The 14,140-nt window shown below is 67.7% G+C and carries 15 protein-coding genes and 1 pseudogene; 7 read left to right on the forward strand and 9 right to left on the reverse strand.

Annotation, left to right across the window (positions count from 1 at the left end):
- The 3 genes from ACP699_RS03275 to smc are packed head-to-tail and all read right to left on the reverse strand — an operon-like array spanning nucleotide 1 to nucleotide 5,022.
- Entirely contained in the window at nucleotides 1-501 is a 501-nt protein-coding gene (locus ACP699_RS03275; protein WP_017830742.1) for a DUF2004 domain-containing protein, read from the reverse strand.
- Nucleotides 502-545: 44 nt separating this feature from the next.
- Nucleotides 546-1,418 (reverse strand): signal recognition particle-docking protein FtsY, encoded by an 873-nt coding sequence (ftsY, locus tag ACP699_RS03280; RefSeq protein WP_055868548.1) that lies wholly within the window; start codon nucleotides 1,416-1,418, stop codon nucleotides 546-548.
- 55 nt (nucleotides 1,419-1,473) lie between these two features.
- On the reverse strand, nucleotides 1,474-5,022 hold the full coding sequence (gene smc, locus ACP699_RS03285; protein WP_426169147.1) for a chromosome segregation protein SMC: 3,549 nt from the start codon (nucleotides 5,020-5,022) through the stop codon (nucleotides 1,474-1,476).
- Between the two features lie 528 nt (nucleotides 5,023-5,550).
- Here smc and ACP699_RS03290 point away from each other — a divergent pair.
- The 6 genes from ACP699_RS03290 to ACP699_RS03315 all read left to right on the forward strand — a co-directional run bounded on the left by ACP699_RS03290 (nucleotide 5,551) and on the right by ACP699_RS03315 (nucleotide 10,561).
- Nucleotides 5,551-5,835 carry a hypothetical protein gene (locus tag ACP699_RS03290; RefSeq protein WP_426169150.1) on the forward strand — a complete coding sequence of 95 codons (285 nt, stop codon included), beginning with the start codon at nucleotides 5,551-5,553 and terminating at the stop codon, nucleotides 5,833-5,835.
- A gap of 168 nt (nucleotides 5,836-6,003) precedes the next feature.
- On the forward strand, nucleotides 6,004-7,053 hold the full coding sequence (locus ACP699_RS03295; RefSeq protein ID WP_426169153.1) for a GNAT family N-acetyltransferase: 1,050 nt from the start codon (nucleotides 6,004-6,006) through the stop codon (nucleotides 7,051-7,053).
- Between the two features lie 66 nt (nucleotides 7,054-7,119).
- The gene (locus ACP699_RS03300; RefSeq protein ID WP_055868556.1) at nucleotides 7,120-7,815 is read left to right on the forward strand and encodes an ABC transporter ATP-binding protein; all 696 of its coding nucleotides are present in this window, start codon (nucleotides 7,120-7,122) and stop codon (nucleotides 7,813-7,815) included.
- Nucleotides 7,812-9,134: a permease gene (locus ACP699_RS03305; RefSeq protein ID WP_210698679.1), complete on the forward strand. Its 1,323-nt coding sequence runs from the start codon at nucleotides 7,812-7,814 to the stop codon at nucleotides 9,132-9,134. Before ACP699_RS03300 ends, ACP699_RS03305 begins: the two co-directional genes overlap by 4 nt.
- A 45-nt stretch (nucleotides 9,135-9,179) precedes the next feature.
- Nucleotides 9,180-9,704, forward strand: a complete 525-nt coding sequence (locus ACP699_RS03310; protein WP_426169158.1) for an ArsR/SmtB family transcription factor — start codon at nucleotides 9,180-9,182, stop codon at nucleotides 9,702-9,704.
- Complete coding sequence (locus ACP699_RS03315) at nucleotides 9,701-10,561, forward strand: M23 family metallopeptidase (protein ID WP_426169161.1); 861 nt, start codon at nucleotides 9,701-9,703, stop codon at nucleotides 10,559-10,561. The genes ACP699_RS03310 and ACP699_RS03315 overlap by 4 nt, the downstream gene beginning before the upstream one ends.
- Before the next feature lie 14 nt (nucleotides 10,562-10,575).
- Here the strand turns inward: ACP699_RS03315 and ACP699_RS03320 are convergent.
- Nucleotides 10,576-10,707 (reverse strand): annotated as a pseudogene (locus tag ACP699_RS03320) (zinc finger domain-containing protein); the annotation flags it as partial.
- A 141-nt stretch (nucleotides 10,708-10,848) separates the two neighbouring features.
- Here ACP699_RS03320 and ACP699_RS03325 point away from each other — a divergent pair.
- Complete coding sequence (locus ACP699_RS03325) at nucleotides 10,849-11,235, forward strand: hypothetical protein (RefSeq protein WP_302792485.1); 387 nt, start codon at nucleotides 10,849-10,851, stop codon at nucleotides 11,233-11,235.
- Nucleotides 11,236-11,249: 14 nt separating this feature from the next.
- Here ACP699_RS03325 and mutM read toward each other — a convergent pair whose 3' ends face one another.
- From mutM to coaD, 5 genes are all read right to left on the reverse strand, one after another.
- Nucleotides 11,250-12,113, reverse strand: a complete 864-nt coding sequence (gene mutM, locus ACP699_RS03330) for a bifunctional DNA-formamidopyrimidine glycosylase/DNA-(apurinic or apyrimidinic site) lyase (RefSeq protein WP_055868565.1) — start codon at nucleotides 12,111-12,113, stop codon at nucleotides 11,250-11,252.
- The gene (gene rnc, locus ACP699_RS03335) at nucleotides 12,106-12,777 is read right to left on the reverse strand and encodes a ribonuclease III (RefSeq protein ID WP_426169166.1); all 672 of its coding nucleotides are present in this window, start codon (nucleotides 12,775-12,777) and stop codon (nucleotides 12,106-12,108) included. Before rnc ends, mutM begins: the two co-directional genes overlap by 8 nt.
- A gap of 31 nt (nucleotides 12,778-12,808) precedes the next feature.
- Nucleotides 12,809-13,018: a 50S ribosomal protein L32 gene (gene rpmF / locus ACP699_RS03340; RefSeq protein WP_017830754.1), complete on the reverse strand. Its 210-nt coding sequence runs from the start codon at nucleotides 13,016-13,018 to the stop codon at nucleotides 12,809-12,811.
- Nucleotides 13,019-13,020: 2 nt separating this feature from the next.
- Nucleotides 13,021-13,569 (reverse strand): YceD family protein, encoded by a 549-nt coding sequence (locus ACP699_RS03345; protein ID WP_017830755.1) that lies wholly within the window; start codon nucleotides 13,567-13,569, stop codon nucleotides 13,021-13,023.
- Between the two features lie 71 nt (nucleotides 13,570-13,640).
- A complete protein-coding gene (gene coaD, locus ACP699_RS03350; protein WP_017830756.1) occupies nucleotides 13,641-14,138 on the reverse strand; it encodes a pantetheine-phosphate adenylyltransferase in 498 nt (165 codons plus the stop codon).
- Nucleotides 14,139-14,140: the final 2 nt, after the last annotated feature.

Below are 14,140 nucleotides of genomic sequence, written 5' to 3' on the forward strand. Positions count from 1 at the left end.
TCAGTCCGCGCTCATGACGGACTGCACGCTGCCGTCCGAGCCGAGGTTCACCAGCAGCACGTCGTCCGTCGAGCTGTCGTCGAGGGCGTACTCGAGCACCGCGAAGGGCTCGGATCCTCCGTGCTCATCAGCGAGGATGGTCATGCTCATCAGGCGCAACGAACGGATGATGTCGACCGCCGCGTCGCCGGACACGTCGACGAGGACGTCGGGAAGATCATCGCCGTACGTCTCCTGCTGCTGAAGGATGTACTCGGTCACCTCACTGGTGCGGTCGTCGACTTCGGCGAGCATGCCGCGCCGGGCGGTGTCGTCGACGCTCTCCAAGCCAGCGATGAGCGACGCGGCGATGTCGAGCGCATCGGCGGACACGTCGTCCTGATCCGGCGCGGTCAGATCGACGGTGACGCTCTGGTCGCCGAGCTCCACGGTCTCCGACCAGAAGATCGAGCCGTCGGGACCCGAGGACAGGAGTCCGAAGTAGTCGTGTTCGATCGCCATAACGCTATGAAACCAGCCTCGTGCTCACTGCGGTAGTCCCGTCATCAACCGACCAATGACTGGACGAACACATGGGGGGTGAAACCGGTCAGATCGTCGATCCCCTCGCCCTGGCCGAGCAGCTTGACCGGGATCCCGGTGCGCTCCTGCACGGCCAGCACGAAGCCGCCCTTGGCAGAGCCGTCGAGCTTGGTGAGGACGAGTCCGGTGACGCCGGCGTGCTCGAGGAAAGCCTCGGCCTGCATCACGCCGTTCTGGCCCGTGGTGGCATCGAGCACGAGGAGCACCTCACTGATCGGGGCCTGCTTCTCGATCACGCGCCGGACCTTCGAGAGCTCATCCATGAGGCCGCCCTTGGTGTGCAGACGCCCCGCCGTGTCGATGATGGCGATCTCGATGCCTTCACGCTTGGCGTACTCGACCGTCTGGAAGGCGACGGATGCCGGGTCCTGGCCCTCTTGCTGCGGACGCACGATCGCGGCCCCGCCGCGCTGCGCCCAGGTCGCGAGCTGCTCGACCGCTGCCGCGCGGAAGGTGTCGGCCGCGCCCACGACCACGCTGCGCTGATAGCCGCGGAGGAACTTCGTGAACTTGCCGATGGTCGTCGTCTTGCCCACGCCGTTGACACCCACGACGAGCACGACAGCGGGACGCTCGGTGAGCTTCAGCGTCGTGTCGAACTTGGCGAAGTGCTCCTCGAGGGTCTCCCGCAGCATGCGCTGAAGGTCCTTGGGGTCGGTGGTGCGGTACCGTTCGACCTTCGCGCGCAGCTCGTCGACGACGCGCTCGCTGATGTCAGGTCCGAAGTCGGCTGTGATGAGAGCCGTTTCGAGGTCCTCCCAGGTCGTCTCATCGATGGTGGGCTTGACGAACATGCCGCGCAGTGCGCGACCAAGAGACCAGGACTTCTCCGCCATCACTCCAGCCTACGGGTTGCGCGGGTGGATGCTCCGCGCGAGGCGGTTCGATCCGCTAAACGGCCGCCGCCGCCCGATCTCCGACACGCTGCCCCACGACCGCCGAGACGCCGTCCTGGCGCATCGAGACGCCGTAGAGCGCATCGGCGATCTCCATGGTGCGCTTCTGATGCGTGATGACCAGCAGCTGCGAGCTCTCCCTCAGCTGCTCGAAGACGGTGAGCAGCCGGCCGAGGTTCGCATCGTCCAGAGCGGCCTCGACCTCGTCCAGGATGTAGAACGGGCTCGGCCGCGCCTTGAAGATCGCGACCAGCAGCGCCACGGCCGCCAACGACCGCTCCCCGCCGGAGAGGAGGGAGAGGCGCTCGATCTTCTTCCCGACCGGCCGGACGGACACCTCGATGCCCGTCGTCAGCATGTTGTCGGGGTCCGTCAGCGAGATGCGCCCTGTCCCACCGGGGAACAGCAGAGGGAAGACCTGCCCGAACGCCTCCTTCGTGTCTTCGAAGGCACTGGCGAAGATCGTCTGCATCCGCTCATCGAGATCGGTGATGATCGTCAGGAGGTCTTGGCGCGTCTGGGTGAGGTCGGCCAGCTGCTCGGTGAGGAAGGCGTGCCGCTGCTCGAGAGCGGCGAACTCCTCGAGTGCCAGCGGGTTCACGCGACCGAGCTGGGCGAGTTTGCGCTCCGCTTCGGCGAGACGACGCTGCTGGATGCGACGGTCGAACGGTATGGCCGTGTCATCCGTGTGCTGATCGCCGTCGTGCGGCGCCACGCCCGGATCGCGCGGGACCAGCTGGTCAGGACCATATTCCGCAACGAGAATATCTTCGTCGAGAGCCAGCTCGGAAGCGACGCGCTCGAGAAGGCTGTTCAGGTGGAGCTTCTTCTCGTGGATCTGCAGCTCGAGTCCGTGCACGCTCTCGGTGAGCCCGGCGAGCCGCTCCCGAAGCGAGCTCTCCTGCGCGCGCAGGGCGACGAGTTCCTGATTCTGCGCCGATCGTGCAGCTTCAGCCTCGCGCAGAGCGAGGCGCGCCTCCGTGACCGAGCGATCCAGTGAGTCGAGGATGCGAGGCAGTTCTTCGGCCACGCCGGACGCCGCCTCTCGCTGCGCACGGCGGATGACCGCTCGGCGCGCAGCCTCGGCCGCGGCATCCCTCTCGTGCTCGCGCTGCCGCTCCAGGCTCGTGACCCTCGACTGCGCCGCACGCACGCGCTCACGCAGGGTCTCGATCTCGAGCCGTGCCCGTACCTCACCCTCTCGTGCGAGTTCCAGAGCTTCGAGCAGCCCATCTCGCGCGGAGGCATCGAGCACGGGACGCGGCGCGGAGATCGCGTCGTCCAGCGCCGCCTTCGCCGACTCGGCCTTGGCCTCGGCCTCGGCGACGGCGGACTGCGCCTGTGCGAGCCCCGTCTCGAGGCGCTCGCACTCGGCGACAGCGGATTCGTGGCGCACCGTGACGCGGTTGACCTGCTCGGCGTGGGTGGCCAGAGCCGCATCGTGCTCCCGAAGTGCCCGCAACGCGTCCTTGGCCTGACGTCTGGTCGTCTCGACCGCCTCGTTCGCCTCCTCGCGCGCTTCGCGGAGTGAGTCGACGACGATCTGGATCTCGGCGAGCCGCTCGGTCGCGGCGTCCCTCTCGGCAGCGAGCTCCAAGCGGGAGCGCTCTCCCCCGGAACCAGTGCGCAAGGTCTGGGCCGTGACGACCTCACCCGCGACCGTGACGATGGTCGTGAAGGTGTCGCCCGTCGCATCGAGAGCCGCTCGTGCCGCCCGCGCCGAGTCCAGATCGTCGGCGATCAGCACATGGGACAACACGCCGAGCACGCCGTCGGGAGCCGTGACCGTGTCGACGGCGGGCGTGACCCCTGCGACGACGGGGAGCACCGGGTCGGGTCTGAACGCGTCAGCGATGACGAAGTCGACCACGCCCCTCCGCTGCTCCGCTGCATCCATCGCCAGTGCGAAAGCGTCGGCAGCCGTGTCGATGAGCACGCCCTCCGCGAGCGGACCGAGGACCGCGGCGATAGCGGCCTCGAAACCGGCGCGCACCTGCACGGCATCGCCGACGAGGCCGCGCACGCCCTTGCCACCCGCTCTGACGATCTCGGCAGCGCCACCCGACAATGCGAGCGCGCTGCTCAGAGCCGATGCCTTCGCCGTCAGAGAGTCGACTTCGCGCTCGGCGGCGTGCAGGCGCTCCCGAAGGGCCTCGCGCTCGGACTCCGCAGCCGTGGCGGCGCGCTGTGCGCTCTCGTAGGCGGCCGCGTGTTCGGCCGCCGTTCCTTCGGGCGCCTCCGCGTCGTCGATGGACTCGAGGGCCTGCGCGGCCTCGCGTCGGCGCACGTTCGCCGCCTCGAGGGCGTTCTCCTGACGGAGCACCGCTCCCCGGACAGCAGCGAGGGCGGATGCGGCGGCATCCGCAGTTCCGCGCAGAGCCGACACCCGCATGTCGTATGCGGAGACGAGGGCGCTCTGCTCGGCGATGTCGACGTCGAGCGTGTCGAGTTCGGCACGCGCGTGCACCACTTCGCGACTGGCAGCTGCCGCCGCATCCTGGGCATCTCCGAGACCGGCCGAGATCAGATCGATCTCCTCCTTGGCCTCGTCGATCGTGGCCTGCGTGACCGTGACCGCGGTGACCGCGGCGTCGTCGTCTTCGGTACCGAGGAGGGCGAGCCGCTGATTCGCGAGCGTGAAGAGGCCACGCATGCGCTCCTGCACCTGCTCGAGGCCGAACGCCACGCTGCGTGCCTCGTCGACGGCGACGGAATTCTGATCCTGCTCCAGTCGCGCGATGCTCGCGCGCACGGTCTCGGCCTGGTCTGAGAGCACCAGCCGCTCGGTGTGGCGCTCGTGCTCCGTGCGCGTGTGATCCGCGAGTGCGGCGCGCAGGGCGACGACGTCATCGGCGAAGATACGAGCCTTGGCATCGCGCACGACCGCAGCGATCGTCTGCGCCTCCCGGGCGATCTCGGCCTGGCGTCCCAACGGCTTGAGCTGCCTGCGGATCTCGCCGGCGAGGTCGCTCAGGCGGGTGAGGTTGGTCTCCATCGCATCGAGCTTGCGGAGGGTCTTCTCCTTGCGTCGGCGGTGCTTCAGGATTCCCGCCGCTTCCTCGATGAACCCGCGGCGATCCTCCGGAGACGCCTGGAGCACCGTGTCGAGACGGCCCTGGCCGACGATCACGTGCATCTCGCGGCCCAGGCCGGAGTCGCTCAGAAGCTCCTGCACATCGAGGAGACGGCATCCCTCGCCGTTGATCGCGTACTCACTGGAACCGTTGCGGAAGAGCGTACGGCTGATCGTCACCTCGGCGTACTCGATCGGCAACGCGCCGTCGGCGTTGTCGATCGTGAGCTGCACCTCGGCGCGACCGAGCGGACCGCGCGTCGACGTTCCGGCGAAGATGACGTCTTCCATCTTGCCGCCACGCAGCGTCTTCGCACCCTGCTCGCCCATCACCCAGGCCAGGGCGTCGACGACATTCGACTTGCCCGAGCCGTTCGGACCGACGATGCAGGTGACACCGGGCTCGAAGACGAAACTCGTCGGCTGCGCGAACGACTTGAACCCCTTGAGAGTCAGGCTCTTCAGATGCATGCGGGCACCGCTCGTCCGGGGAGAATCACGCGGCTACGCTACCGGAATCACGCGGTTTCAGCCTTATCCCGCGCGGGCGGCGAGAGAACTCGAGCACCAGACGACACGCCGAGCGGGACCACATGTGCTTGACGCCCGCCCGGTGGATTCGCTACGGTTGCGTCCGGATCGCCACACGAAAGGAGGTTACCGATGATTACGACTCAGCTCAACGCACAGGCCACTGGCCTCGCCGCGCCCGCGCACTTCGCGCCGCGCCACGCGTTCTCGGTAACCGCCGGCGTCCGCATCAGCGCTCTCTCGTAGAACCGCACCCCGAGATTCCGTGCCCGTAGCGGGCTCTATCCGGTCGGCTCTTCCGCGCCCCGTCTGCTGACCTGCATCCCAGGTCACGGCTCATCCCCGCGTGCGGGGTCACTTTTGCGTGACCCCGTCGCCCCGCGTTCTTCCGCATCGCTCCTGGCCGCTTCCTCGGTCGACGTGCGGTGCTTCCGCATCCATCACCGCCTTTCTCTCGAAGGAACCATCGTGAACACCACGTTGCATCGCAGCGACATCCACCCGCCCGATATCGAGGACCGCGAGGTCCTCCAGATCCCCCACCCCGACGAGCTGCGTCGCCTGTCGCTCGCAGATCGTCTCTCCCTCCGGATCGGCCTCTGGCTCTTCCAGAGGGCGCAGCGCCCCCGGCGTCCGCGCCGCGGCCTGCACATCGATCCGGCAGACATGCTTCTGCTCGGTGAGCAGCGTCATCGTTCCGCCGGGGAATCCCAGGCACTGCTGATGTTCGACCTGCAGCGCGGAATGCGCTGATGATCGGGCGTCGGTGATGCTCGTCTCTCCTCCGATGGTTCCCCACCCCCGCCTGCTCCGTGCGGGCGGCGGCGGGGAACCATCGCCGGGGCCTCACCGCCGGCACCCTCCCCCGCTCCGCCCGTCGCGGAGCTCACCCGCTGGAAACACCTACGAAGGAAACATCACATGACGACCGTCGAACCGACGATCACGCCGCTGATCGTGCCGGTCTCCCTGGACGCCGATGACGCGGCCGACTTCCGCGCCTGCGCCGCACTCAACCGCCAGATCTGCGATGAACTGGTCGGCCTCCCCGATCTCGCCTCCACAGCCGAGCAGATGCTGCCCGGATGGCAGGACCAGACAGACGCACTCCACCGGGGGTTCGTCGCCCGCATCGACGGGCAGATCGTCGGCATGATCACGATCTACATCGCCCTCGAAGATGAGGCTCACGCGATCGAGTTCGACCTGCTGGTGCCGCGCGAACAATGGGGGCAGGGCATCGAGGATGCCCTGCTCGCACAGGCGGAAGCCGAGGCGCGGGTGCATGATCGAAACGTCCTGCAGACCTGGACGCTGCATCGTCCGGAGGGCGCGGAGCGCATGCTCGTGCCGCGCACGAAGTGGGGACGGATCCCGGCGACTCCGCTCTCCGACCTCGTCGAGACCGACGGCTATGTGCTCGAGCAGGTCGAGCGCAACAGCGAGTACGACCTCCACGCGGACCCCGCTCCCCTGCGCGCAGCGCTGACGGACGCGACCGCATTCGCCGGCCCCGACTACCGCGTCCTCGAATGGGATATGCCGACTCCGCCCGAACTCCGGGACGGCTTCGCGGACGTCCTCGCCCGGCTGTCGACGGATGCGCCGAGCGGCGACATGGACTTCGCCGAGGAGAGCTGGGACGCCGATCGCGTCGCCCGCCGGGAGGCGAGGATCCTGAGCTCCGGTCAAGCCGTCTCCGTGGTCGCGGTACAGCACGTTCCGACGGGAGAGCTCGTCGCCTACAACGAGCTGGTCATCGCCGCGGACCGCACCGGTGTCACGGAACAGTACGGCACCCTGGTGCGCAAGGACCACCGCGGGCATCGTCTGGGGACGATAGTGAAGTGCGCGAACCTGCTTCGCTGGCGCGACCTGATGCCGCACTCCACCGTCGTCTCGACCTTCAATGCGGAGGAGAACAGGCCGATGCTGACGAGCGTGCGGACCCGATCTCATTCTTCGGGATGACGTCGGGTCCGCACCGTCATCCGCCGGAGCGATGACGGCACCGCGGCGGGTGGCGAGGCTGGAAGCATGAACACTCCCGTGATCGAAGCCCACGCCCTCATCAAGACCTTCGGGACCACGCGCGCTCTCGCCGGCGTCGATCTGGCGATCCATCGAGGCGAATCCGTGGCGATCATGGGCGCCTCCGGCTCCGGCAAGACGACGCTCCTGCACGTCCTGGCTGGAATCACGGCGCCTGATGCCGGCAGCGTCGTCTTCCGCCCCGCCGAGGGCGCCCCCATCGAGGTGACCGCGCTCAGCGAGTCCGCGCGCTCCCGTCTGCGTCGCGAGAGGTTCGGGTTCGTCTTCCAACAGGGTCTTCTCATTCCCGAGCTGACGGCAGTGGAGAACGTCGCGCTGGCGTCCATGATCAACGGCGTCCGCCGCCAGGACGCCGTGCAGCACGCGGCGTCGTGGCTCGCGGCTCTCGGGCTCGCCGGGATGGAGGATCGTCGCATCGGCGAGCTCTCCGGCGGACAGGCCCAGCGCGTCGCCATCGCCCGCGCTCAGGCGACCGGCGCAGAGCTCGTCTTCGCCGACGAGCCCACGGGCGCCCTCGATTCGACGACGTCCTCCGAGGTCATGGACGCCCTCCTGTGGTCGACGACCGGGCAGGGACGCACACTCGTCGTGGTCACGCACGATCCCGACGTCGCCGCCCGCTGCACACGCACGGTCGCCGTGCGCGACGGACGCATCATCTCGTCGGCGGTGGCCGCATGAACCGCAACGTCCTCGCCCTCCTGCTGCGGCCTGCTCCCGGCCAGAACAGCGTCCTCGCGCTGCCGGTCGTCGCCTTCGCCGTGGTGACGATGCTGGTCCTCACGGTCATCGGGGGTGCGCAGTCCTTCTGGGGATGGACGGATGAGATCGCTCCCCTCTACCAGGCCCTCGCGGCCATCGCGCTGGTCCTGCTGGTGGTGCCGCTGATGTCCCTCGGTGGCGCGGCGGCCCGGCTCTCCGCACGTCGACGAGACGAGCGGCTCTCCACCCTCCGCCTGCTCGGAGTGTCACCGGCCGGAGTCACGATCGCCACCGTCGCGGAGTCGGTGCTCGTGGCTGCGGTCGGCGCTCTCGCCGGTGTCATCGGGCACGTCGCGATCAGCCCTCTCATCGGGCTGATCCCGTTCCGGGGCGAAGCACTCGGGTTCGCAGCCGTGGTCCTTCCGCCGCTGCAGACCGTGATCGTCGTCGCGGCCGTGCTCGCACTCGCAGCCACCAGTGCCGTCATCGGCCTTCGACGCGTCGTCATCTCGCCCCTGGGCGTGCGCACGCGCACGGACGTGCCACCGGTGCACTGGATTCGCGCCGTGGTCGCCGCCGGTGCGATCGCGATCGCCTTCGTGCTGATCAAGGTGTTCCCCTCGGTCGGCGGCCTGTTGATGACGATCGTCGTCCTCGCCGGGCTGTTCGCAGCTGCGTTGGCGGTGCTGAATCTGGTCGGCCCGTGGGTGCTCAAAGTCTCAGCGGGACGCCAGCTGCGCCGCGCCGAACGTCCCGAGCGACTGCTCGCCGCGCGGATCGTGCTGGATTCTCCGAAGGCGGCCTGGCGTCAGGTCGGAGGCATCGCGATGGCGAGCTTCATGGCCGTGTTCGCCGGCACGGGAGTCGCCCTGCTGAACATGATGAGCACCGCCGACGCCGCCGCGTCCGACATCGCCCTCGCCGACGACATCCGCACCGGGCTCATCATCACACTCATCGGCTCGTTCCTGATGGTCGCGGCGTCGGTCGGGGTCAATCAGGCGTCCGACGTGCTCGACCAGCGCGACCTGCACCGCAGCCTGCACCACCTGGGCATGCCGATCGAGACCGTGGATCGGGCGCGTCGTCGCGCGATCATGTCGCCTCTGCTGGTCACGGCGATCGGGTCGGCGCTGGTCGCAGCCGTCCTGGTCTTCCCGCTCGTCGGGATCGCGCTCATCACGGCCCCACTCTCGCTGATGACCATCGCCGCCGTCGTGTCGGTCGGGATCGGCGTGGTCTGGGCCACCACGTGGGCCACGCGCCCACTGCTGCAGCGTTCCTTCCAGACCGTGTGAGAGCGACTCATGGTCGAATAATACGTAATGACGTATTATTCGACCATGAGTGATGAGATCTCCCACCTCCGCGAAGCACTACTTGCTCTGACCGAGCGGGTGGCAGTGCTGGAGCAGACGCGCCACGTCTCACACAGCGCACCCTTCGACGAGGGCGGTTTCTGGGCGTTGAACGGCTTGCAGGCGCGCCTCCCCGATGACGCCTCGACGACAGAGGGAGCGGTGATGCTCGTCGGCGCGCTGACGTTGCCGACGGGAGCACCGGTGTCCTGGCAGCAGACCGTGGGAACCGCAGGACAGCTGGAGGCCACGTGGTCGGAACGCGCATCCGTCTTCGCGGCGCTCGGACACCCTGTGCGCCTCGAGCTCCTTCGTCATATCGTCTCGGGAACCCACGCCACGTCGGAGCTCGCCGCCGTCGACGGCCTCGGGACGACCGGACAGCTGCATCATCATCTACGCCAGCTCGTGTCGGCCGGATGGGTGCGCCAGAGTGGGCGCGGCAGTTATGAGGTACCGGCCGCACGCATCGTGCCCCTGCTCGCGTGCGTGCTGGGAGCAGAACGATGAGGCGCATTCTGCTCGCCCTCTACCGTGTGCGCGGGCCTCTCTACGGCGTCACCGCTCTCATCCTCGTCGCCATCGCCTTCACCAGTGGGATCAGCCTGGGCGATGGCGCTCGTCAGGCGAGGAGCATCGTCGCCGTCATCTCGGTCGCTGTGCTGGCGGTCTGCGTGCTTCTGGTCCTCATCGGGCCACGCCTGATTCCGACCAGAGACGCCGTGGCGATCTCGGCTCCGGTGTCCGGGCGGTGGCTGAGCGTGAACAGTCCTGCGACCAAGGTTCCCAGCCACGGCATCCGTCTGTACGGACAGGCGTACGCCATCGATCTCGTGCACGAACCCGACGACACCGCCCGCCCGTCGTTCGGCAGCGGGTCCGCCATGCGGCCGGCGCGGGAGTACCCCGCCTTCGGCGAGCCGGTATTCGCCATGATCGACGGCGTCGTCGTGCGCGCCACCGACTGGCGGCGCGACCATCGAGCCCGATCGAGCGGGTTGGCGATCGCCTACATGCTGATCGAGGGAGCGGTGCGCGAGCTCGGCGGACCCGGATTCATCTTGGGCAACCACGTGACGATCCGCGGGGCGAACGGCGACTTCGCGACCGTGGCTCACCTGGAGCAGGGGTCCGTCGCCGTGAAGGTCGGTGAGACGGTACGCGCCGGGACCCGGATCGCACGTTGTGGGAACTCCGGAAACAGCAGTGAACCGCATGTCCACGCGCAGCTCATGGATAGAGCATCGCCGTGGACGGCCCAAGGCCTACCGATACTGTTCGCCGACGTCGTCCTCGACGAGGGCGGTCCTCTCGCGGCTCTCCCCGGAACGGGGGAGCACATGATCGCCGCGGTCCCGCGCTGGTAGCCGCTCTGCGTGCGCAGTCGCTGGCACCGCGGGCAGAAGTGCGAACCCCGGTTCATGAAGCTCTCGCGCACGATCGACGTGCCGCATCGAGGGCACGGCTTGCCCTGCTGCCCGTAGGCGTTGAGCGAGTGCGCGAAGTAGCCCGACTGGCACAGTTAGTCACGTTGACCTGGCGAGCTTGTCCTCATGGGTCCGAGCCACCGGAGAAGCGCGAACATCGCAGGGCCCCTTACACGGAGGATGTTGATCCTCAAACCAGGCGAGGCGACGACCTCTAGACTGAGCCGATGGCCGACCTCCAGTTCGAAGCTTTGGGGCCCACGTTCTACCGTTGCACGATAGAAATCGCTGACAGCACATATTCATCCGGCGTCATCTTCGACTGCCCGCTTGACGACGAGAAAACGAAGAGAGCGCTGCAGGCTGTAGGCGCAGCCTTTGCGTTCGTGCAGCAGAAAGAGCCGTCGCTACTGCATGCCGAAGTCGCGGCCGAACTGCCCTGCGAGGCAGACCGGAACATGTTCGCCAGGTGTGAGCTCAGCTCGCTCAGCGCCGTTTGGGATTCAGAGGCGAATGCTCCCCGCGTTTCCCTCGCCTATGGTTTCGACGACGGAGTGTATGCGGTCGCAACGATGAAAGACAGCACAATCGCATCGGTACTGCTCAACGGCTGAGCCTCAGTACCTCCTCACGGCCGTCGCTGGCACCGCGGACAGAAGTGCGACCCGCGATTCATAAAACTCTCGCGGACGATCGGCGCTCCGCAGCGCGGGCACGGCTCGCCTTGACGTCCGTACGCATTGAGCGAATGCGCGAAGTAGCCGGCCTGACCGTTGACGTTGACGTACTGCGCATCGAAGCTGGTCCCGCCCTCGGCGAGGGCCTTCGCGAGCACGAGGCGCACCTCGGCGAGCAGCCGGCGAACGGCCTGTGTCGACAGGCTGGCGGCGGGCGTCTCCGGGTGGATGCGCGCAGCCCACAGCGACTCGTCGGCGTAGATGTTGCCGATCCCGCTCACGACCCCCTGGTCGAGCAGCACGCGCTTGATCGCGCTCCCCCGTCGGGCCAGAGCCGCGCGGAAAGCTGGATCATCGAAACGAGGATCCAGCGGGTCACGGGCGATATGCGCGACCTGGGTGGGGATCCGCGATCCTGCGTCGTCGATCAGTGCGTCCACCGCCAGCGAGCCGAAGGTCCGCTGGTCGGCGAACACGATCGCGAGTTCGCCGTGGGTCGGATGCTCGATGCCGATGCGCACGCGCTCATGGCGTTCGGCGCCCGCATCGGGAGCACGAAGCAGCATCTGGCCGCTCATCCCGAGGTGCGCGATCAGCGCGGAGTCGCCGTCGTCGAGCGGGAGCCAGAGGAACTTGCCCCGGCGGGACGCTGCGGTGAAGGTGCGTCCTTCGAGCCGACCGACGAAATCAGCGGCACCCGCGACGTGCCGCGTGAGCGCGCGTTCATCGAACACGCTCACCGCGGTGATCAGGGATCCGACGGCAGCCGGGGCGAGGCCCGCACGGACGACCTCGACCTCAGGAAGCTCAGGCACGCTCGCTGAGGGTGCGCCAGGCACTGAGGGCCGCAGCCATCTCGGCCGTCTTCTTGCTGCTGCCCGCGCCGGTCATGCTCACATCGCCCACGACGACGGTGGCGACGAACCGCCGGTCGTGATCGGGCCCGCTCGCTTCCACCGAGTAGCGGGGAGGCGTCGCACCGACACGGGCGGCGAGCTCCTGCAGACTAGTCTTCGGATCCATCGCGGCGCCATAGCGCTCCGGATCGGCCAGCAGCGGCTTCGTCAGACGCAGCACGAGTTCTGTGGCGGCTTCGGGCCCGGCCGAAAGGTAGGTGGCCCCGATGACGGCTTCCATCGTGTCGGCGAGGATCGAGTCCTTGTCGCGACCGCCCGTCTGCTCCTCACCGCGCCCGAGCAGAAGATGACTGCCGAGATCGATCCCGCGGGCGACTTCGGCGAGGGCGACGGTCGACACGACGCTCGCGCGTCGCTTGGCCAGCTCGCCCTCATCGAGATCAGGGTGCGTGGTGAACAGCATGACGGTGACGGCCTGACCGAGCACCGAGTCCCCGAGGAACTCGAGACGCTCGTTGTGCGGGATGGCGCCGTGCTCGTACGCGTACGAGCGATGGGTGAGGGCCAACTCCAGAAGCTCCGCGTCGATATCGACGCGGAGCTTATCTGGGAGAGGCCTCATCCCCCCGGGGACCTCCGTCACCGTACGCGATTCAGACGTCGGCGACCTTGCGGCCCTTGTACTCCAGGAAGAGCTCCGTGCCCTGCGAGTCGGTGACGACCTTCGCCTGGTGGGGACGGCTGTAGACGACCTGGCCGTTCTCGATCGTCTTGACGAGCGCGACGGGCGCCGCCTTCCACTGCGCGCGGCGCGAGCGGGTGTTCGAACGGGATACCTTGCGCTTCGGGGGGTTACCAGCCATGACTAGCTCTCTTCTTTCTCGGCGGCACGAGATTCTTCCGTGCCGTCTTGGTCTGTGATGTTCTGGAGCGCACTCCACCGAGGATCGATGGGAGCGGCCTGCTCCGTTCCGGTGCTCACGGTCAGTCGTTCACCCGTTTTCGGGTCGAGACCCGGGCAATCCGGCTGACACACCGGCTGAAAAGGAAGTGCCAGTACGGCCGCATCCCTGACGAGAGTTTCAAGATCCACGTGGTCGTCTTGAACCTCGAAGTCAGTTTCTTCCTCACCAGGATACGCGAAAAGCTCCTGGAACTCGACTTCGACGGGCCGAGTGATGTCGATCAGGCATCTTCCGCACACGCCGGCGTATTCCGCATCAGCGGTTCCCGACACGAGGATGCCCTCGTGGACGGACTCCAACCGCACATCGAGATCGAGTTCGGACCCGGCCTCGTACGACACGATCCCCTCACCCCACGCCTCGGAGAGAGCGACGGTGAACTCGTGTTCGCGCATCTCTCCCGGTCGCCGGACGATGTCGCGGGCAGGGAGCACAAAAGGGCCGTTCATTCGAGAGCGCACGCTTCCATGCTACCGGCCAGGGCTCACGGTCGCTCTGACCGCGCGTTCAGGGAAGGGAGTCAGAGCCCGCGGGACCCGGTGTCCAGGAACGCCGCGACCGCCGAGGGGACGAAGGGCGTCACATCGCCGCCGAGAGATGCGACCTGGCGCACGAGGGAGCTGGAGACCATGGCGTGCGAGGGGTCGGGCAGGAGGAACACGGTCTCGATGCCGGCGAGGTGTCGGTTCACGATCGCCATCGGAGACTCGTACGCGACGTCGATCTGGGAGCGGATGCCCTTCACCAGTACACCGGCGTTCACATCGCGGGCGTAATCGACCAGGAGACCCATGCTCCACGAACCGATGACGATGTTGCCCTGCATGCCGTCGTCGGCGATCGACTTCTCCAGCAGGGAGAGCCGCTGCGCGATCGGCAGCATCGCCTCCTTGCCCGGGTTGTGCACGACCAGCACGTGCAGCTCGTCATAGAGGGCGGCCGCGCGCCTGATCACGTCGAGGTGACCCAGCGTAGGCGGATCGAAGGAACCCGGGACGACGGCGATCCGGCTGCTCATGG

This window comes from Microbacterium sp. DWRC1-3, assembly GCF_049896645.1.
GTDB classification, from domain to species: domain Bacteria; phylum Actinomycetota; class Actinomycetes; order Actinomycetales; family Microbacteriaceae; genus Microbacterium; species Microbacterium maritypicum.